The organism is Corallococcus terminator (assembly GCF_049194865.1).
GTDB classification, from domain to species: Bacteria; Myxococcota; Myxococcia; order Myxococcales; family Myxococcaceae; genus Myxococcus; species Myxococcus terminator_A.
This window is the reverse complement of record NZ_JBLZWL010000002.1, coordinates 107,980-126,849: the sequence shown is the minus strand read 5'-3', so window position 1 is coordinate 126,849 and position 18,870 is coordinate 107,980. Positions and strand designations below refer to the sequence as shown.

Here is an 18,870-nt window from a genome sequence, read left to right as displayed (position 1 = left end):
GGCCCTGGTCGCTCGCCGCCCCCACGAGCCAGCCATGCTTGCATCAGATACTCCCCAAAGTCGATTCCTTCCCCTCCCCGGGTGCGGGTGGCGAACAGTCGAGCCCGGCCCTCGGGCGAAACGCCACGAGCGTGTAGCGCCGGGTGGGAGTAAAGGAGAGGGGCGTGTCCCGCTCCCCCTCCGTCATCCTCAGCTTCCGACGCACCTTCGCGCTGCTCATCATCCTGGTGGTGCTGCCGTCCGCGGGCCTGTCCGGCTTCGGCGTGGTGGCCATCATCAATGAGCGCGCCGCGGTGGAGAAGCGTCTGGAGTCCGCGTGGCGAGGCACGCTGGAGGCGCTGTCCGAGGAGCTGCCCCGGGAGCTGGACGCCGCGAAGCTCGAGGAGGAAGGCGGCAAGCTGAGCCTGGTGGCTCCGGACGGGCGCGTCCTGTCGGAGCCCGACGGCACCTTCCAGCTCTCCGGCGGACGCACCCTCACCGAGGACCCCCTGCTGATGGAGGCCCTGGGCGCGGTGCTCCCGGAGGTCGGCTCGCTCCCCGAGACGCCCACCGTCTTCTCCCTCTCCGTCGGAGGCCGCTCCGTCGTCGTGGTGGCCGAGCGCCAGGGCGACACGGTGCGCGGCGTGCGCCTGTCCGTGCGCGCGCTGGAGCTGCTCCTGACGGAGCGCGTGGAGCCCCGCGCGGTGTCCAGCGAGCCCGTGCGCTTCACGCTGATGCCCGTGCCTCGCGAGAGCAACGAAGGCGGCGGGCTGATGGGCAAGCTGGTGTCGGAGGTGGCGCAGGCCCGCGCCAGCGCGATGGGGCCGCAGGTGCTGGCCGAGCGCGTGCTGTCCCCTCCCCTTCAAGATTTCCGACTGGTGGTGCTGCCCACCGGCGAGGACCCCGTCGCACGGGCCTCCGCGCGCAACCGCGCCGTGTACGGCGTGCTGCTCGGCCTCTTCTATCTGACGCTGACCTTCGGCGTCGTCTACACGGGCCGCGTGCTCTACCGCGAGGCGCGGCTGTCGCGCATGAAGACGGACTTCGTGTCGCTGGTGAGCCACGAGCTGCGCACGCCGCTGACGTCCATCCGCATGTTCATCGAGACGCTGGCCCTGGGACGGCTGAAGGACCCGGCGCAGATGCAGGAGGTGCTCACCCTGCTGACGAGAGAGACGGAGCGGCTGTCCGTCTTCATCGAGCGGGTGCTGGACTGGTCCCGCATCGAGAGCGGTCGCAAGGTGTACCAGCGCGAGCCGATGCCGGTGATGGACGTGGTGGACACGGCGGTGGCGGCGTTCCGCGCGCAGCGACTGGAGGGCGGCGTGGACCTGAAGGTCGAGGTGGCCGAGGGGCTGCCGCCCGTGGACGTGGACAAGGACGCCGTGGCCGGAGCGCTGCTCAACCTGCTCCAGAATGCCTACAAGTACAGCGGGCCGAAGGACCGGCGCATCGAGCTGAGCGCGCGTCGCTCCGGCCGGTGGGTGGACCTGGCGGTGGAGGACAACGGCGTGGGAATCGCTCCGAAGGAACGCAAGCGCATCTTCGAGCGCTTCTACCGGGTGGACAACCTGCTGACCCGCAAGACGGACGGAAGCGGGCTGGGGCTGGCCATCGCCCGGCGTATCATCGAGGCTCACGGCGGACGCATCGCCGTGAAGAGCGAGCCCGGCCACGGCAGCCGGTTCACCATCCACCTGCCGGTGCAGAAGGCATGAGCGAGACGACCCGCCGCATCCTGGTGGTGGAGGATGACCTGTCCATCCTCGCCGGCCTGTCCATGAACCTGCGCTTCGAGGGCTACGAGGTCCTCCAGGCCCAGGACGGCCGCACGGGCCTCCAGCGCGCGCTGGACGAGGCCCCGGACCTCGTCGTGCTCGACTTGATGCTGCCGGAGCTCAACGGCTTCGAGCTGCTCAAGGAGCTGCGCCAGCGCGGCCGGGACACGCCCGTCGTCGTCCTGTCCGCCAAGGGCATGGAGACGGACAAGATTCTGGGCCTCAACCTGGGCGCGGATGACTACGTGGTGAAGCCCTTCGGGCTCCAGGAGCTGCTGGCGCGAATCAAGGCCGTGCTGCGCCGGCGCTACCCGACGCTCGGGGCCGCGCCGCCGGTGACGTTCGGCGACGTCAGCGTGGACATGAACGCGCGCACCGTGGCCAAGGCCGGCACGCCCGTGGAATTGACGGCGCAGGAGTTCAAGCTGCTGGCGCACTTCCTGGGCCACCCGGAGCGGACCTTCACGCGCGAGGAGCTGCTGTCAGGCGCGTGGGGCTACCACTACGAGGGCAGCGCTCGCACGGTGGACAACTTCATGCGCCAGCTGCGCCTCAAGTTCGAGCCGAACCCCGAGGAGCCCCGCCACTTCGTCACCGTGCGGGGCCTGGGCTACCGCTTCGAGAAGTGAGCACTCCGGCCCGTGCTCACGGGCCGGCGACGCCGATGTGGCGCGAGTCTTCCAAGTCGAAGGGCTTGCCGTCGAAGCGGCCATAGCGCTCGCGCGGGGTGAAGCCCGCGGCGGTGAGGGCCGCGTCCAGCTCCTCCGGAGAGAAGTGCCGCAGCTTGAGGCGGCGGATGGGGCTGGGGGCGCCCGGCTGCTTGCGCTCGCGCAGGTGCAGCGCGAACAGGGGCCGGCGCGGCTCCAGTCCCGCGTTGGGCTCCTCGTCGTCGCGCGGCAGCACCGGCTCGCGGGGCGTGTTGAGCACATCGTAGACGAAGGTGCCCGTCGGGGTGAGGTGGTGGCGCACCGTGGACAGGAACGCCTCCAGGTCATCGTTGCCGGGCATCAGCCCCAGCGCGTGCTGAGGGGCGAGCACCAGGGGGAAGGTTTCCTGAAGGCGCAGCGAGCGCAGGTCCGCGACGAGGAAGCGGGCGCGGTTGGCGACCTCCGGGGGCTCCGAGGCGCGGCGCTCCTCGGCGGAGCGAATCATCACCTCAGAGGGGTCCACTCCCACGGCGTTGAAGCCGTGCTCGGCCAGGGCCCAGACCACCCGGCCGTTGGCGGCGCCCAATACCAACACGGGCGCCCCGTGCTCGGTCGCCTGGCGTGTGTAGAACAGGAGGTCCGGCTCCTGAGCCACCAATGACAACGGTGTGCGACCGCGTGCGTCGTTCCCACCCATTTCCGATAGCCACTAGCACGAATGAGGGGGTCTTCGGGACAGCGACTTTCCCAGACTGGGTATTGCGTTTCCCACCGGCTGTCCTGGAGCGGACGGAGTCCTGCCTGAAACGGCGGAGGGCCCTGGCATCGCCCTTGCGATGGAGAGGCCCCGGACGGCTGCCCATTCGGGGCGGCCCAGGTTTTCGCGGGGTGGGTTCGGATGACGCGGGGATGGCGCTGGGCAGGAGCGCTCGTCATGGCGGGCGCGATGTGGACCGTGGCGGGTTGCGGTTCCAGCAAGAGCGGCGACGAGTCGGAGCAGGACAACCCGGGCATGGATGACCCGATTCCGCCTCCCGGGCGGCCGGGCTCCCCGGAGGAAGTCCCCGACGCGGGCACGCCCACGGAGACGCCGGACTCAGGCACGCCCACGGAGACGCCGGACTCGGGCACTCCCACGGAGACGCCGGACTCGGGCACTCCCACGGATGGCGGGACTCCGACGGACGGCGGCACTCCGACGGACCCTCGCCAGGACGTGGAGGTTCCGCCGCTGCCGACGGCGCCAGGCTGGCGCTTCTACGGCGCGGACCAGGGCGCGCCCGTCACCATCTACGGCGTGACGGCCGACGAGGGCGGCAACGTCTGGGTGGCCGGCGGCGAGGAGGGCCTGTTCCTGCTCAAGCGCGGCGCGGAGAGGTTCGAGCGCTTCGGCATGGAGAACGGCCTGCGCCCGTATGGCTTCATGGCGGACGGCAGCATCCCGCCGGGGCCCAAGTACCTGAAGGTCATCTCCGTGGCGGGTGGCAAGTCGGGCACCGTCTTCGTCGGCTACGAGGGCATGCCGGGCAAGGGCTCCGACCACTGCGAGAACAACTGGGACGGGCCGAGCCCGGACCCGGCGCGCTACAAGAGCGGTGACGCGGACAAGGTGATGCTGAACTCGGACGGCACGCTGGACGTGGTGCACTACGACATCTTCTCCGGTCCCAACGTGGTGGCGGCCGAGAAGCGGGGGCGCGAGAAGATCTGCAACGTGCTGCGCATCCGCTACGACAAGCACGCCCTGGGCAACAACAAGTCGAGCGTGTGGTTCGGCGGCAACCACGGCTTCGCGCGAGGCAACGCGGAGTTCGAGGGCGCGCCCATGTGCAACGGCCAGCTCAACTGCACCGGTGTCTTCGAGCACGTGCACCCGCACGTCAACGCGCTGGACGCGCAGGGCCGCGTGATTCTGCTGACGGACGCCTACTACGGCGTCGCGGTGGACCCGAGCGGCGACGTCTGGTTCGGCGGCTCGGACCGCACCACGCGCTTCCGCTACGGCACCAACGCAGGCAACTTCTGGCGTGCGCAGACGGGCTCGGAGAATGACTCGAGCAACAAGCTGGATTTGTGGCCGGACGCCAAGCCCGAGTACTCGAAGCCCAACGAGCGCGTGCCGGACAACATCTCCGGCGCGGTGGTGGCGCGCGACGGCTCGGTGTGGCTCAGCTCGTTCAGCAGCGGCCTGGTGCACCTGGACGCGAACGGCACCGTGCTGGGCCACATGGGCTCCGGCTCGGGGCTGGTGGACAAGTACCTGTCCGCCATCGGCCTGGACCCGTCCGACGGCAGCATCTGGGTGGGCGCGTCGTGGGGCGGTGGCCTGTCGCGCCTCAAGGGCGGAAGCATCACCAACTACGGCCTGTCGGAGTTCGGCCGCAAGTACGGCATGTCCCGCGTCAGCGACATCCAGGCGGACAGCTCGGGCGACGGCCGGCGCATGCTGGTGAGCTTCATGGGCTACCAGGACACCACCACGAAGAAGTGGGTGGCGGGCGTCATCGGCATCTTCGAGGGCAACTGACCCACGAGAAGAGAAGCCCTCGTCCTTGAAGTCACACGCGGCGGCCGTCCTCACCTGGGGGCGGCCGCCGTCGCACGTTCAGGGCACCGCGCTACTTCGGCGGCAGCACGCGGTGCTTCTCGAACAGGGCCTGCTGACGGCTGACGAGCGGCACCTGCCGTCCCGCCAGCCACATGCCCACGGGCCGCGACGCGGACTCCAGCGGGTCGCCATTCCACAGCACCACGTCCGCCACCGCGCCCGGCGCGAGCTTCCCCACGGGCAGGCCGAACGCGTCCGCCACGCTGGACGTCATCGCGCGCAGGGCGTCCGTGTGAGGCAGGCCCCACGCCACCGCGTTGCCCGCCTCCTGCGCCAGCGTGCGCACCATGGCGGGCTCCCCCAGCACGGAGAAGAGCACCTTCACGCCCGCGCCACCCAGGAGCGCCGCGGAGTCCAGCCGGCTGTTGAGCCGGTCGAAGTCCATGGGCAGGTTCTGCGTGGGCTGGAGAATCACCGGCACCTTCGCCGCGGCCAGCTCCGACGCCACCAGCCACGCCTCGCTGCCTCCGGCGATGACGAGCTTGAGGTTGTACTCACGCGCCAGTCCCAGCGCTGCCCGGATGTCCGACGCCTTCTGCGCCGTCACCACCACCGGCAGCGTTCCCGCCAGCACCGGCTGGAGCGCCTCCAAATCCAACCGGCTCGCCGACACGTCACGCATGCGCCGCTGCTCGAAGTCACCCTTGCGCCGGCCGTACTCGCGCGCGTCGGAGAGGACCTCGCGCAGCCGCTCCAGCACCAGCGCCCGCGAGCCCGACACCGCGTCCCGTCCACCCATGCCCAGGTTGACGTGCATCGCCAACGAGGCGCGGCGCACCGAGCCGTCCATCGCCACGAAGGCGCTCTGTCCGGCCACCAGCCCGCCATGCTGCACCGTCACCGCGCTGGTGACACCGCCCAGCCGCGTCACCGGGAACGCCGCGGAGACAGGATTGACGCTGTCCGCCGACACCAGTGCCGCGCGCACGTCGCGCTTCGCCGCGTCTCCGCGCAGCCCGTCGTCCTGCGTGGACACCTCCGCGCCCACCTCCACCAGCCCCAGCGACGTGAGCGGGTCCACCAGGCCCGGCGTCAACAGCCGCCCCTTGCCGTCCACCGGCCGGCAGCCCGAGGGGAGCGCGCCGCCCTCGCCCTGCTGGCGCACGCTGGACACCTTGCCGCCCTCCAGCACCACCGTGGCGCCCTTCACCCAGGCCGTGCCCGTGAAGGCCGTCACGCCCTGGAACACCGTGCACGCCTCCTGCCCCTGCGGCACCAGCTCCGCGCACGCGCGCTCCTTCGAGACGTCACAGCGCGCGACGAGGCCCAGGTCCGCGAGAGACGGCGTCGGCGCGGGAGCGGCCACCAGCTTCGCCGCGCCCGCCGCCAGCTCACCCACCTCGAAGTCGCTCGCCTCCACCGCGCCCGCGCTCGCGTCGAACGTCACCACGCCGTCCGCCCACACGCGCTGCGCCCGTGCATAGACGCTCAGCGGGTGGTTCTTCCACAGCACCACGTCCGCCATCTTCCCCGGCTCCAGCGAGCCGGTGACGCCCTCCACGCCCATCACCCACGCGGCGTTCAGCGTCACCCAGCGCAGCGCCTCCTCCTCGGGAATGGGGATGCCGGACTCCCGCGCCCGCCACATCGCCTTGCCAGCCTCCTGGTTCAGCCGCTGGATTCCAAAGCCCGAGTCCGAGTGGATGACGCTCTTGCCACCCGCCTCGGACACCAGCCCGGCGTTCTCGGGGATGCCGTCCCACGCCTCCAGCTTGAAGCCCCACCAGTCCGCCCACGTCGCCACCGCCACGCCCTTCGCGGCCAGGCTGTCGCGGACCTTGTAGGCCTCCAGCGCGTGGTGGAAGGCGCGAATCGAATAGCCCGCTTCCTCCGCCACCTGGAGCATCACCTCCATCTCGTCCGCGCGGTAGCAGTGGTTCTGCACCAGGATGTTGCCGCGCAGCACCTCCGCCAGCGTCTCCAGCTTCAAGTCGCGCAGCGGCGTGGGGCCCGCCTCGTCCGGCGTCTTCTGTTTCTTCTTCGCCCACTCGTCCAGCTTGGACATGTACTCGCGCGCCTGGGCGAACGCCTGCCGGTAGCCCGCCACGTTGGCCATGCGCGTGGACGGCGCCACGTTGCGCCCTTCGCCATAGACGCGGCGGGGGTTCTCTCCACACGCCATCTTCAGCGCGTCCTTCGCGCCCGGGAAGCGGACTTCCGCCGCCGACCGTCCGAAGTGCAGCTTCACCGGGAAGCCCCGGCCACCAATCAGGTTGGCGCTACCCGGTAGCACCAGCAGCGACGTGACACCGCCAGCCGCCGCGCGCCGCAGCCCCGGGTCCTGGGGCCAGAAGGAGTGCTCGGCGGAGACCTCCGCCGTCACCGGCGCCGTGGCCTCGTTGCCGTCCCCCGTGGAGAACGTCTCCGGCGTCGCGTAGACGCCCAGGTGGCTGTGGGCGTCGATGATGCCCGGGGTGACGTAGAGGCCGGTGCCGTCCACCTCCTCCGCGCCCGGAGGTGTCGTCACGTCCGAGTTACGGCCCACCGCCGTCAACTTGCCGTCCACCCAGGCCACCGCGCCATCCTCGATGGCCGGGCCCGTGGCGGGCATCACCGTGGCATGACGCACCACCACCGCCCGCGACTGCTTCCAGACACGGGTTGGAGCCGGGGGGGCCGTCGAGGGGGTGGTGGGGGCGGGAGCCTGCGGGACAGTGGCGCAGGCGGAGGCCAGCATCAGGAGCAGGAAGCGGGTGCGCATAGGGGGGCCCGTCGTATCACGCTCCGCTGGGGCTCCAACCATGCCCGGCTGGCCGGAGGGCGGGCGAAACCCCACCTCACAGGAAGTCACCTCGCGACGAGAAGCCGTCTACAATCCCCGACCGGTCATGCCCCCTCTCCCCCCAGTCCCCATCCCCTCGCACACGGTCATCAACGCGCGGGCACAGGGTGAGCGACTTTCCGCGCAACAATTCCACCTCGTCCTGTTGGACACCGAGCGCGCCGGCACCGTCTTCCCGCTCGCCACCGAAGCGCTTCGCGTGGGCAAGGCGCCCGACAACGACGTCGTCATCGACCACCCCACGGTGAGCCGCAATCACCTGGTGGTGCGTCGCCAGGGCGACCGCTTCCTCGTCCAGGACCTCGGCTCCACCAACGGCACCTTCCTCGACGGTGCCCAGGTGCGCGAGGCGTACCTGCGCCCCGGCGCGCTGCTCGAAGTGGGCGACGTGCGCCTGCGCTTCAGCCCCCAGCTGGCCCCCGTCCAGGTGGAGCCCACGCTGGAGGACCGGCTGGGAGACCTGGTGGGCCGCAGCCTGCCCATGCGGCAGATCTTCGCGCTGCTCCAGCGCATCGCCCCCACCGACTCCACGCTCCTGCTCGTGGGCGAGACGGGCTCCGGCAAGGGCGCCGCCGCCAAGGCCATCCACAAGCTCAGCCCGCGCGCGCCCGGGCCGCTCGTCGTCTTCGACTGCGCCAGCGTCTCCGACTCCCTCATCGAGAGCGAGCTGTTCGGCCACGAAAAGGGCGCCTTCACCGGCGCCGTCAGCCAGCGCATCGGCTGTCTGGAGCGCGCCAACGGCGGCACGCTCTTCCTGGACGAAATCGACGACCTGGCGCTGGACCTCCAGCCCAAGCTCTTGCGTGCGATTGAGGACCGCGAGTTCCGTCGGCTCGGCGCGTCCACGCCCATCTCCTTCGACGCGCGCATCGTCGTCGCCAGCAAGAAGGACCTCTGGTCGGAGACGCAGGCGGGCCGCTTCCGCGAGGACCTCTACTTCCGCCTCTCCGTCTTCACCGTCAACCTGCCGCCCTTGAGAGACCGCAAGGAGGACATCCCCCTCCTGGTGGACGCGTTCGCCGGCGAGGGCCTCTGGCTGCGGCTGCCGGAGAAGATTCGCGAGCAGTTCAACGGGCACACCTGGCCGGGCAACGTGCGCGAGCTGCGCAACGCGCTCGAGCGCGCCCGGCACATGGTGGATATCCCGGAGCTGGCCGGGGACACGCTGCTGCGCGAGTTCACCCGCGAGCCCCCCGCTCCCGCCGGAGACTTCCTCCCCGCCGAGTTCACCGGGCCCTTCAAGATCTGCAAGGACGAGCTCATCCGCGCCTTCGAGCGCGAATACCTCACGCGCCTGCTCGGCCGCGCCAAGGGCAACATCGCCCGCGCCGCGCGCGAGGCCGAGCTGGACCGCAAGCACCTCTACTCGCTGCTGCACAAGTACGGCCTCGTGCAGAGCGAGGGCGACTGAGCGTCACCGCGCCGGAGCGCACGCCGCGTCCAGCAGCTCCGGCCGGTACTCGAAGTGCATCGTGTCGTAGTGGTACCAGCGCCCGCCCCAGATGAAGCCCTCCGCCTCGAAGGCCTCCACCAGCGCCTGGGGCACGGCGTTGCGCCAGCGCACCGGCGTCCGGGGCCGCTGCCATTCCCAGTAGTGTGAGCGCGCGGTGTTGAGGTCGATGGACACGCCGTAGGAGTGAGCGCTCCGGCGCGTCGTGTGCGCGATGTTGCGCCAGACGAAGGTTCCTCCCACGCCCTGGAGGAACGGCGCGAGCGAGGCGTCCTTCGCCACCAGCGCCGCCAGTCGCGCTGAGACTCTCTCGAAGGCGGGCGCCACCTTGCGGTGCACCTTGAGCCGCTGGCCGAGGAAGACGAGCGGCACCACGTCCACCTTCTCCTTCGAGGCGCCGTACATGGCCTCGAACAGCGGCTCGAAGCGGACGCGCCCGGGGTCTTCGTCCTCGCGAGTCACCGGAGCGATGGGCCCGGCGCGATAGGCGATGGAGAGCGTGTCCTCCAGGTCCGGGGCCTCCAGCTTTCGAGCGAAGGGCTTCCGCTGACCGTCGTCGAACGGGAAGGCGCGGCCATCCGGCAGCTTGAAGCCCCAGCCCGTGTCCAGGCGCACCGGCGTCAGCACCGGATACCACTTCGCCATGCAGGTCAGCGCGGCCGGAGGTGCTTCGACAGCGAGGCCCCCATCGGGCGGCGGCGCGGCGAGCGCGGCCTGGGACAGGAGCCCCAGCACCCAGGCACGCGCGAGGAAGTGGACGAGCGTCACCCGCGCATCCTCGCACCCTGGGGTCGAGGGAGTGGTGAGCATCTGACGGGGAGACGAACGAAGCGTCGCGGTGAGAACCCACCGTGGCATGGTGGGTCCGCCTCCGCCGTCCTTCCATCCCCCCGAGGAGGGTTCATGATGAAGCGTCCGTCTCCGTGGCTCGCCGTGCTGTGCGCCGGTTTCATCTCGATGAACAGCACCGGGTGCTTCGGCAGCTTCAAGCTCACGCAGAAAATCTGGCAGTTCAACAAGAACATCTCCGGCGAGAAGTTCGTGCAGTGGCTGATGTTCCTCGTGCTCGTCATCATCCCCGTCTATTCGATTGGCGCGCTCATCGACGCGCTCATCATCAACAGCATCGAGTTCTGGAGCGGCAACAACCCCGTGTCGAGCGTGGACGGCGACGACGGTGACACGCGCGTCGTCCGGCTGAGCCCCACGGACGTGCTGCGCATGTCGCGCGACGCGGAGAGCGGCGTCATGAAGCTGGAGCTGGAGCGCGAGGGCCAGGAGACGCTCATCCGCTACTTCGAGCCGCTGGAGAATGGCATGGCCGTGCGCGACGACGCGGGCGCGCTGCTCGTCCGCGCGGAAGGCGCGGCGAACGGCGCGGTGGCGGTGACGGATGCGACAGGCCACACGCTGACGGTCCACGGCGCGGAGGCCGTGGCGCTCGCGCGGCGCGTCTACGAGGGCGGCGGCTCGACGGCGCTCGCCCGGCACGCCGTGGCCCAGGCCACCGTGTCGCGCGGGCTGGCGCTCACCACCTGCGCGGCGCCGTAGAGGTCAAACCCGTCACGAAGGGGGAGCGGTGTGCCTCCTTCGTGGCGGCGTGCGTCCCGAGCCAGCGCGGTGACGCCCGGACCTCCAGGCGTCACCGCGGGCTCATGGGAAGCCTTCGCTACGGGACGACGACGCTCCCGTCGAGCGGCTCACCCTCTTCCGGGCCGAAGCCCGCATCCAGCGCCTCGGAGGAGAACGTCCCCTCCAGGCTGCGACCGGCGCCGTAGCCGTCGCCCTTCTTGAAGGACATGGAGAAGTCCCCGCGCGTCTGCTCGCCGGGGTTGCCTCCGGACTCCAGCTGCAAGTCCCCCTTCTCCACCGGCGCGAAGACGCGCGACGGCTCGCCCGCGTTGAGGTGCACCACCGTGGCGCGCGCCAGCCCCGAGGGCGTGTTCCCCGCCAGGTTGATCTTCGCGCCCGGCCGCAGCTCCAGCCCTTCCGTGGACACGGTGAGCCGCACCACCAGGTCCACGTCCAGGTCGTTGTTGCGGAAGTAGCTCACCTGGAGCGCCTCCGCGTTGCGGAGAATCTCCACGCGCGACACCTCCAGCGGGAAGAGCTCCGACACGCTGCCGGACAGCGAGTTGTCCGGACGGCTGCACGCCACCATGCCGGCGCCGGACGCGAACCCCGCCAGTGTCAGCGCCGCCAGGGCGCGGACCGCATTTCTCATTGCTCCACCGCGAGCGTCAGGACGCCCTTCTTGGTCAGCGCCGCCACCGGGATGCGGTACAGCACCACGCGCTTGCCCGTGGAGAGGAAGCCGAGCTTCGGCGACCAGCCACCGTTGGTGTCGACCACCGTCTCACGCCAGTTGCCAGCGATTCGCGCGCTGATGATGAGCTGGTCCTCGTTGGGGTTGCAGCTCGTGTCGTTGCGGCCCGTCTCCGACGAGCAGACGTAGTGGGCGATGTGCGGCTCGTGGTTCGCCGAGTCGAACGCGAGCGACGGATACCAGCCGCCCGTACCCCGGCCGAACACCGGGTCCGGCGTCGACCACTCGCCCGTCGTCGCGCAGCTCGTCGTGTTGGGGCTCGGGCAGTCGTAGTACTGCAACACGTCGCCTCGCGAGGAGCCTCGGTTCTGCACGGCGATGCCGAAGCCCTCCACGGAGTCGAACGCCATCGAGGGCCCGAGCTGCGTGTTGCCCAGGCTCTCCGCCGTGGCCACCTGCACCGGCGCCGTCCAGGCCGCGCCATCCGCGTTGCGCCGCTGGAAGACCAGGCCCGCCCCCGTCGCCTGCGCGCCTTCCTTCACCTGGTCATGCACCACCGCGGGCTGCGCGCCCGCCATGATGAGGCCGATGTGGCCGCCGTAGCCCGCCTTCGTGTCACCCGACGAAGCCAGCATGCGGAACGTCCAGCTCGTGGGCCCGCCGCTCGCCAGCTCCAGGTCCGCCGACTCCCAGTCCTGACGACCGAAGTTGCCGTTGTGTCCGTCGCGGTACGCGACGAGCGCCTGGCTGCCCACGAAGACCATCGACGGATTGAGCCCGGTGAGGAAGCCCACGTCGCTCAGCGGGTTGCTGATGGGCGCCGCGTTGGAGCGCGTGGCGACCACGCGCTGCGTCCACGTGCCCGCCGACGAGCGATAGGAGACCGCCAAGTCACTCTGGAGCCAGAACGTGGAGTCGTCCCGGTCTCCCCCCAGGTACGTCACCGCCGGCTGGCCATCCGGACCGAAGGCGAGCGACACGCCGTACACGCGCTGCACGGTGACAATCTTCTCCACCGGCCCGAGCACTCCCGCGTTGAACTCGCGGTAGCGCAGGTCGTAGTTCACCACGCTGCCCGTCATCGTCCCGTTGTTCACGAAGTACGCCATGCCGATGCGGTCCTCGGGACCGATGGCCATGGCGATATTGGAGATGGGGTTGAACTCGCTCGGGTCCGCGTCCACCTCCAAGCGGGTGAAGCCCGAGTCCGAAGGTCCTGGCCCGCCATCCGGGCGACCCCCATCCGGATTGTCCGGATTGGAATCCTTCCCGCATCCCAATGCCAGCGCCAATCCCAGTGCCCAGACATGCCGTCTCATCTCAGTCTCCTTGCGTTGTCGGCCCTGCACATCGTCGTTTCATCCTACGTCACCACCACATCCGAGGAAGCAGGCGAGCCGTGCATCCCGACGCGGCGAAGCGCCGCGCGCTGGGTTACGCTCGCGCACCTATGCCCCGTGCGCGTCCCCCTCGTCAGCGCCTGTCGCGGCGCTCCTTCATCCGGCGGCTGACCTTCCTGGGCGGCGGCGTCGTGCTGCTCGGGCCGCTGGCCTGCAAGCGCTCCTCCGAGGAGGCCCCCAAGCCCGCGGCGGACCCCGGCCCCCTGGGCACCGCCCCCGGTGGACAGCGGACGCGCACCTTCTCCTCGTTCGAGCTGGCCGTCGTCGCCGCCGCCACCGAGCGCATCCTCCCACGCGACGAGGACCCCGGCGCGCTCGACGCCGACGTGCCCGTCTACATCGACCGCATCCTCCAGACACCGGAGATGCAGCCCATGCGCGACGACTTCCTGGAGGGGCTCGCCGCGCTGGAGCGCCGCTCGCAGCGCATGTTCCAGAAGGGCTTCTCCGCCATCACCCCGGCACAGCAGGACGAGCTGCTCACGCTCTTCAAGGACAGCGCGCCCCAGAGCGGTGAGGCGCACTTCCTGGAGCTGCTCACCGTGCTGACGCTGGAGGGCTTCCTGGGCGACCCGTCCTACGGCGGCAACAAGGGCAAGGTGGGCTGGCGCCTGATGGGGTTCGATGCCGTGGGCACCATCGCCATGGCGCCGCCCGAGGGCTACGACGGACCGAAGTGCCTGCGCGAGTGCGGGGTTCACAAGTGAGCCTGCCCGAGGTGGACATCTGCATCATCGGCAGCGGCGCGGGCGGCGCGCCCATGGCGCTGGAGCTGGGCCGCGCGGGCTTCAAGGTCGTGGTGCTGGAGAAGGGCCCCCACTACCGCCCCCAGGACTTCGTCCACGACGAAATCCTCAACAGCCGCCGCAACTTCTTCATGCCGTTGCCCTGGGAGGAGCCGCACCTGGTGCGCAAGGGCGCCAAGGGCAAGTACGAGCGCAGCACCGCGGCGTGGACGGCCAACTGCGTGGGCGGCGGCACCGTGCACATGAGCGGCTTCTTCTACCGCCTCAAGCCGGTGGACTTCCGCCTGCGCAGCACGCTGGGCGCGGTGCCCGGCAGCACCATCGCCGACTGGCCCATCTCCTACGAGGACCTGGCCCCCTTCTACGACAAGGCCGAGCAGGAGCTGGGCGTGTCCGGCCAGGCCATGGCCCACCCCTTCGCCGAGCCGCGCAGCGGGCCCTACCCGCTGCCGCCCCTGGATGTGCACCCGGTGGCGGGGGAAATCGACAAGGCGTGCAAGGTGATGGGCTGGCACTCGCTGCCCACCGCGCGCGGCATCATCAGCCGTCCCTACAAGGGCCGGGCGCCGTGCGCGTACTGCGCGCTGTGCGGCAGCTACGGCTGTGAGATGGGCGCCAAGAGCGGCACGAACGCCAGCCTCATCCCCGCCGCGGTGGCCACCGGCAACGTGCAGCTGCGGCCGGGCTGCATGGCGCGCACGGTGGAGGTGGACAAGAAGGGACGCGCGCGGAGCGTCATCTACGTGGACGCGGACGGCGTCACCCAGGAGCAGCCGGCGAAGGTCATCGTCGTGTCGTGCACGGCGGTGGAGAGCGCGCGGCTGCTCCTCAACTCCACGTCCAGCCGCTTCTCGCGCGGCCTGGCCAACGGCAGCGGGCTGGTGGGAAAGAACCTCATCTTCAGCTCCTTCGGCGAGTCGCAGGCGACGTTCCGCCTGTCGAAGCAGGCCGAGAAGCACCCGTGGCTCAAGGACCCGGGCCCCTTCGTCAACCGCAGCATCCAGGACTTCTACCTGATGCCCGACGAGCGCTTCGGCTTCCGCAAGGGCGGCACGCTGGGCTTCATGTGGACGCACCCCAATCCCATCCATGCCGCCACGGGGCTGGCTGGCAGCGGCTCCTCCGCCGTCTTCGGCAAGGCGCTCAAGGACAGGATGCGGGCGTACCGGGACTCGCGCATCCTCCAGTTCGAGGTCTACGGGGAGTTCCTCCCCACGCCCGGCAGCTACGTCGGCGTGGAGAGCGCGGTGAAGGACAAGTACGGCATCCCCGTGGCCGCCATCACCGTGGAGCGCCACCCCACGGACCTGGTCGCCACGCGGTTCCTCGTCGAGCGCGGCGAGGAGGTCCTCCTGCGCCTGGAGCCGGACGAACTCAAGCGCACCAGCACCTCCGGGGAGACGACCATCCTCCAGCATGGCACCTGCCGCTTCGGCGACGACGCGGCCACGTCCGTGCTGGACAGGAATTGCCGCGCGCACGAGGTGCCCAACCTCTATGTCGTGGACGGCAGCTTCATGCCCACCGGCGGCAGCGTGCCCTCCACGCTCACCATCGCCGCCAACAGCTTCCGGGTGGCGAGCCACCTTGTTCGTGCGTTGAAGCAAGGCGTCGCCTCCGGCGGTTAGCGATTGCGCAGGGGCGTCACGTCGACCTTCACGGCGTAGCGCGCCTGCATGTCGGACTCGAACTCGATGAGGTGGTCGCCCACTCCGGTGACGTCCGCCTCCTTCGTGAAGACACTGAACTTCTCCATCGAGTCGAGCACCGCGCGACCATCCGACGCCAGTCGCGTGCGAGCCCGGCACCCTTCCTCGTGGAAGATGACCACCGTCTCCGCACCCGCGGCGGTGACCTCGTCCAGGTAGAAGCTCACCTTGACGTGAGACGCCTCCGGCACCTGGACGATGAACTTGCTGCGACCGGGGAAACGACCCTCTGTATAGCCTTCCGCTCCCAGGATGCAGCCGGCGACGCTGCCACACACGGGCCACGTCTCATCACAGGCATCCTTCACACGCGGGCCAATGAAGTCATCGCGCGTGTCGCCGCAGCCCACCGCCAACAACATGAGCAGGAATGCGCCGACGCCCTGGGCCTTACGACAGAACACTGTTACAACATTCATCATCATCGACCCTCTAGCGAGGAGTGAACGTCCATGCGACTGCACACCCCGTGGCTCCCCATTCTCTTCTTCTCACTCGCGGCCTGCGGTGAGAGCGCCGAAGAACTTCCCAAGGCCCCGCAGCTCATCACGGACCGCGACGAGATGTCTTTCGACCGCGAGTTCAACTCTGGCACCTTCGTCGGAGCCAGCGGCTTCAACTCGGTCCAGGTGACGAACCAGGGAGAGGATACGCTGAATGTCACCGACATCGTGCTCAACGCTCCGTCCGTGTTCACGATGAAGGTCTCCAATGACTACACGGCCGGCACGCCGCTGCCGGTGACGTCCAAGAAGCGCTTCTTCATCGAAGTGACCTTCAAGCCCCGCGAGGCCCAGGCGTACCAGGGAACCATCACCATCAAGTCCAACGCGGCGAACCTTCCGGAGAAGGTCATCGCACTCAACGGACTGGGTGTCGCGGCTCCGGCTCCCTGAAGCTCCCTCGGGTGGAGGGTGACGGGCACCACCCGCCACCCCACCCAGGCGGGTGTCATCCGCTCGCCCGCTCGCAGGCAATCACACACATCCAGCCAGACCGCGGGTGACGGCCCCTTGCAAGCCGGGTCTCCCCGCACGAGCCACCGAGTGGAGCCAGGTGGCCACGCTTCTCGAGCGGGCCACCCTCCTCGCCTCCGACTCAGGGCTGACGGGTGAAGACACAGCCCCCGCGCGGCCCGACACCACCGTCCGGAGTGCCCGCGTCTTCCAGCCCCGGGCACTGCGTCGCCACGCCGCCATCCCGCGTGTACGACTGGGGATAGTCACCGTAGCCGGTGCGCAGCGTGTACTCCACCTGCTCGTAGGACGTGCGCTCGGACGCCGACACATCCACGCGCATCTTCCCGCCACGGATGAGGCGCGGCTCCAGACAGCCGCACGCGTACGGCGCCAGCGTGACGACGGTGGAGGTGGAGCGCTCCTCCAGCGTGTACAGCGGCTGAAGGCTGCTCACCGACGCGCTCGCCGGCGTGTGCCAGGCCCGCAGCGCGTCCGAGCGGTAGCCCAGGGTCAGCGACTGGTTGCGGCTGCCCGCCTTCACCACCACGCAGCCCTCGCCCATGCCGCTGTCCGGCACCGTGCCTCCGTCGGCGCCCGACACCGCGTCGCCGTCACAGAAGGTCAAGTCGAGCGCGAGGCCGTGCACCGAGCCACCGTCCTGCTGCTTCGCCACCTCCCACTGGACCAGCCACGCGCGGTCTTCCGGCGCCGGCACGGCGGGGAGCTGGAACATGTACGAGTCCACGTCGGACGGCACCGCGTCGTAGTCCATGGGGCCGCGCACGCCTCGGCCGTTGATGCGGTCATCGCCGTTGCGCAGCCGTCCGTAGCCATGCGACAGCCGGCCGGTGACGGTGTACTCCGCCGTGTCCGGCGGCGCGGGGTAGGCCGTGGTGGAGGCCAGCGGCTTGGACACCGGCGACTCCGTCGACCCGCTGTAGCGGCTGACCTCGTCCGCGTCCTCCGCCTCCCACGTCACGTCCAGCCGGTAGTCCTTGTCATCCGCCCAGTTGGTGCCGTCGTCCTGGACGTTGACGTAGTACGTCGCGATGCCCGCGTGCGGCGGCACCGGGATGACGCCCTCGAAGTTGCTCAGGTTGCTGAAGCGCGGGTTGTTGAACGTCTCCTCGCGCAGCGAGTGCAGACACATGGGCGCCGGCAGGTCCGTGCGCTGGCAATACCCCTGCACCAGCGCGACGATGTCCGGGTTCTCTCCGTAGCCCTTGGGGCACGCCGTCGCGTCGTTGGTACACGAGGCGCGCCACTCGTCCAGGTTCGCCCCCTGCGACACCAGGGTGAACACGAGCACCTGGCGGTCCGGCGTTTCAGGCAGCGCGGGGAAGCGGCCCCCCGTCGCCAGCGGTACCATGCGGTAGCGCAGCCGCGTGGGCACGGTGGAGGGCGGCAGGCGCACGCCGTACCAGTCCTGGTCCCCGATGTAGCCGATGCGTCCCGTGAAGGCCGTGGACGACGCGGGCGACGGCGACGCCAAATCCCTCAGCAGCGCGTCAGCGACCTTGTCGTTGCCCGCCCCGTTCTGGTCCTGCGCGTCCGCCTCGTCCAGCACGCGGACCTCCACGTCATAGCCCTGGCGCACGTCACCCTGCGACGTGTCCCGGTCGCTGATGCCGCGATAGCCGCGCACCACCAACATCCACGTGCCCGCCGTCTTCACCTTGCGCGCCGTCGCCAGCACGCCCGGGCGGACCTGCGGCCGCACCTCGCCCTCGTCCTCCTTCTCCTCCTTGGTGACGAAGCCGGGGCGCAGCAGCTGGTACGACAGCCGCCAGTTGGGCACGAAGCCCAGGTCCGGCGCCGTCACGCTCACGTACGCCACCTTCCCCACCGGCAGATCGAAGGTGTAGCGGTCCACGTCGTTGTCCGTGGCCAGGAAGCCCGCCACCGCCCCCACCTGCGTGCCCGCGCCCTGCGGTGCCAGCGTCAGCGGCGTGGCGGCGGCGATGGCGTCGTTGGGCTCGTGCGTGTCCGGGTTCTCGGTGATTTGCAGCGTCAGCCGGTAGGGGTTGCGCGCATCGAACTTGGGCTGGGAGACGACGTCCGGCGCGTCCTGCACCAGCACCAGCAGCGTCTTGCCCTTCAGGTCGTCGCGCAGCGGCACCACCATGTCCACCGGCTTCGGCGCGCCCTGGCCATGCTTGTCGTCCTTCTTCGCCAGCGAGCCTTCCGTCCCGTCAGGCAGCGGCCCCAGCACGCTGATGGACAGCTGCACCGCGGTGCTGGAGGCCACGTAGAGGCCGTTCAGGTTGAGCAGCGTGCGCGCGCTGGTGTTGGCGGGCAGGACAATCCGGTACCAGTCCTGGTCGCCTTCACGTACCGCCCCTTCCTTGACGAGCAGCCGCTCCAGCGGCTCACCGGGCTTCAGCTCGCACTCGGCCAAGGACAGCGCCTCTTCCCGGCTGTTGCAGAGGTCCTGCACCTGGGGCGTGCCCGCGTCATCCTTGTCATCGCCCCCGGAGGAGCAGGCGGTGAGGGCGAGCAGCGCGAGCGACAACAGTCGGACTTGGGTCTTCATGGGAGCGTCGATT

At 70.0% G+C, this 18,870-nt stretch carries 15 protein-coding genes; 8 read left to right on the top strand and 7 right to left on the bottom strand.

The features are described from left to right. Window positions 1–164 precede the first annotated feature (164 nt). Complete coding sequence (locus ACN469_RS02630; protein WP_498763816.1) at window positions 165–1,697, top strand: sensor histidine kinase; 1,533 nt, start codon at window positions 165–167, stop codon at window positions 1,695–1,697. Then, window positions 1,694–2,386, top strand: coding sequence for a response regulator transcription factor (locus ACN469_RS02625; RefSeq protein ID WP_498763814.1), 693 nt, complete (start codon window positions 1,694–1,696; stop codon window positions 2,384–2,386). The genes ACN469_RS02630 and ACN469_RS02625 overlap by 4 nt, the downstream gene beginning before the upstream one ends. Window positions 2,387–2,402: 16 nt before the next feature. Here the strand turns inward: ACN469_RS02625 and ACN469_RS02620 are convergent, their stop codons facing one another. Then, complete coding sequence (locus ACN469_RS02620; protein ID WP_498764273.1) at window positions 2,403–3,059, bottom strand: class I SAM-dependent methyltransferase; 657 nt, start codon at window positions 3,057–3,059, stop codon at window positions 2,403–2,405. A gap of 279 nt (window positions 3,060–3,338) precedes the next feature. Between ACN469_RS02620 and ACN469_RS02615 the strand changes: the two genes are divergently transcribed. Beyond that, entirely contained in the window at window positions 3,339–4,931 is a 1,593-nt protein-coding gene (locus ACN469_RS02615) for a hypothetical protein (RefSeq protein WP_498763812.1), read from the top strand. 91 nt (window positions 4,932–5,022) lie between these two features. Here ACN469_RS02615 and ACN469_RS02610 read toward each other — a convergent pair whose 3' ends face one another. After that, window positions 5,023–7,713 (bottom strand): amidohydrolase family protein, encoded by a 2,691-nt coding sequence (locus ACN469_RS02610; protein ID WP_498763810.1) that lies wholly within the window; start codon window positions 7,711–7,713, stop codon window positions 5,023–5,025. 127 nt (window positions 7,714–7,840) lie between these two features. Between ACN469_RS02610 and ACN469_RS02605 the strand changes: the two genes are divergently transcribed. Continuing rightward, complete coding sequence (locus tag ACN469_RS02605) at window positions 7,841–9,205, top strand: sigma 54-interacting transcriptional regulator (protein WP_498763808.1); 1,365 nt, start codon at window positions 7,841–7,843, stop codon at window positions 9,203–9,205. 3 nt (window positions 9,206–9,208) lie between these two features. On the opposite strand, the gene ACN469_RS02600 is transcribed toward ACN469_RS02605, so the two are convergent. Further along, the gene (locus ACN469_RS02600; RefSeq protein WP_498763806.1) at window positions 9,209–10,102 is read right to left on the bottom strand and encodes a M15 family metallopeptidase; all 894 of its coding nucleotides are present in this window, start codon (window positions 10,100–10,102) and stop codon (window positions 9,209–9,211) included. A gap of 48 nt (window positions 10,103–10,150) precedes the next feature. Between ACN469_RS02600 and ACN469_RS02595 the strand changes: the two genes are divergently transcribed. Continuing rightward, window positions 10,151–10,795 (top strand): DUF3332 domain-containing protein, encoded by a 645-nt coding sequence (locus tag ACN469_RS02595; protein ID WP_498764271.1) that lies wholly within the window; start codon window positions 10,151–10,153, stop codon window positions 10,793–10,795. Between the two features lie 118 nt (window positions 10,796–10,913). On the opposite strand, the gene ACN469_RS02590 is transcribed toward ACN469_RS02595, so the two are convergent. Together ACN469_RS02590 and ACN469_RS02585 are read right to left on the bottom strand one after the other, a co-directional pair. Then, window positions 10,914–11,468, bottom strand: coding sequence for a hypothetical protein (locus ACN469_RS02590; protein ID WP_163866497.1), 555 nt, complete (start codon window positions 11,466–11,468; stop codon window positions 10,914–10,916). Beyond that, on the bottom strand, window positions 11,465–12,829 hold the full coding sequence (locus ACN469_RS02585; protein WP_498763804.1) for a hypothetical protein: 1,365 nt from the start codon (window positions 12,827–12,829) through the stop codon (window positions 11,465–11,467). The genes ACN469_RS02590 and ACN469_RS02585 overlap by 4 nt, the downstream gene beginning before the upstream one ends. Before the next feature lie 80 nt (window positions 12,830–12,909). On the opposite strand from ACN469_RS02585, the gene ACN469_RS02580 reads away from it, so the two are divergent. Next, the gene (locus tag ACN469_RS02580; protein WP_498763802.1) at window positions 12,910–13,617 is read left to right on the top strand and encodes a gluconate 2-dehydrogenase subunit 3 family protein; all 708 of its coding nucleotides are present in this window, start codon (window positions 12,910–12,912) and stop codon (window positions 13,615–13,617) included. Continuing rightward, window positions 13,614–15,284, top strand: coding sequence for a GMC family oxidoreductase (locus ACN469_RS02575; RefSeq protein ID WP_498763800.1), 1,671 nt, complete (start codon window positions 13,614–13,616; stop codon window positions 15,282–15,284). The genes ACN469_RS02580 and ACN469_RS02575 overlap by 4 nt, the downstream gene beginning before the upstream one ends. Here the strand turns inward: ACN469_RS02575 and ACN469_RS02570 are convergent. Beyond that, the gene (locus ACN469_RS02570) at window positions 15,281–15,769 is read right to left on the bottom strand and encodes a hypothetical protein (RefSeq protein WP_498763798.1); all 489 of its coding nucleotides are present in this window, start codon (window positions 15,767–15,769) and stop codon (window positions 15,281–15,283) included. The genes ACN469_RS02575 and ACN469_RS02570 overlap by 4 nt on opposite strands. A gap of 48 nt (window positions 15,770–15,817) precedes the next feature. Here ACN469_RS02570 and ACN469_RS02565 point away from each other — a divergent pair, with 48 nt between their 5' ends. Then, window positions 15,818–16,261, top strand: coding sequence for a hypothetical protein (locus ACN469_RS02565; RefSeq protein ID WP_498763796.1), 444 nt, complete (start codon window positions 15,818–15,820; stop codon window positions 16,259–16,261). Window positions 16,262–16,463: 202 nt separating this feature from the next. On the opposite strand, the gene ACN469_RS02560 is transcribed toward ACN469_RS02565, so the two are convergent. Then, window positions 16,464–18,857, bottom strand: coding sequence for a hypothetical protein (locus ACN469_RS02560; RefSeq protein WP_498763794.1), 2,394 nt, complete (start codon window positions 18,855–18,857; stop codon window positions 16,464–16,466). Window positions 18,858–18,870: the final 13 nt, after the last annotated feature.

Excerpts from the sequence above, each read along its gene's own strand:
- ACN469_RS02565 (WP_498763796.1), top strand. The coding sequence starts at position 15,818 with ATGCGACTGCACACCCCGTGGCTCCCCATTCTCTTCTTCTCACTCGCG.
- ACN469_RS02590 (WP_163866497.1), bottom strand. The coding sequence starts at position 11,468 with ATGAGAAATGCGGTCCGCGCCCTGGCGGCGCTGACACTGGCGGGGTTC.
- ACN469_RS02595 (WP_498764271.1), top strand. The coding sequence starts at position 10,151 with ATGAAGCGTCCGTCTCCGTGGCTCGCCGTGCTGTGCGCCGGTTTCATC.
- ACN469_RS02625 (WP_498763814.1), top strand. The coding sequence starts at position 1,694 with ATGAGCGAGACGACCCGCCGCATCCTGGTGGTGGAGGATGACCTGTCC.
- ACN469_RS02615 (WP_498763812.1), top strand. The coding sequence starts at position 3,339 with ATGGCGGGCGCGATGTGGACCGTGGCGGGTTGCGGTTCCAGCAAGAGC.
- ACN469_RS02560 (WP_498763794.1), bottom strand. The coding sequence starts at position 18,857 with ATGAAGACCCAAGTCCGACTGTTGTCGCTCGCGCTGCTCGCCCTCACC.
- ACN469_RS02610 (WP_498763810.1), bottom strand. The coding sequence starts at position 7,713 with ATGCGCACCCGCTTCCTGCTCCTGATGCTGGCCTCCGCCTGCGCCACT.
- ACN469_RS02600 (WP_498763806.1), bottom strand. The coding sequence starts at position 10,102 with ATGCCACGGTGGGTTCTCACCGCGACGCTTCGTTCGTCTCCCCGTCAG.
- ACN469_RS02605 (WP_498763808.1), top strand. The coding sequence starts at position 7,841 with ATGCCCCCTCTCCCCCCAGTCCCCATCCCCTCGCACACGGTCATCAAC.
- ACN469_RS02585 (WP_498763804.1), bottom strand. The coding sequence starts at position 12,829 with ATGAGACGGCATGTCTGGGCACTGGGATTGGCGCTGGCATTGGGATGC.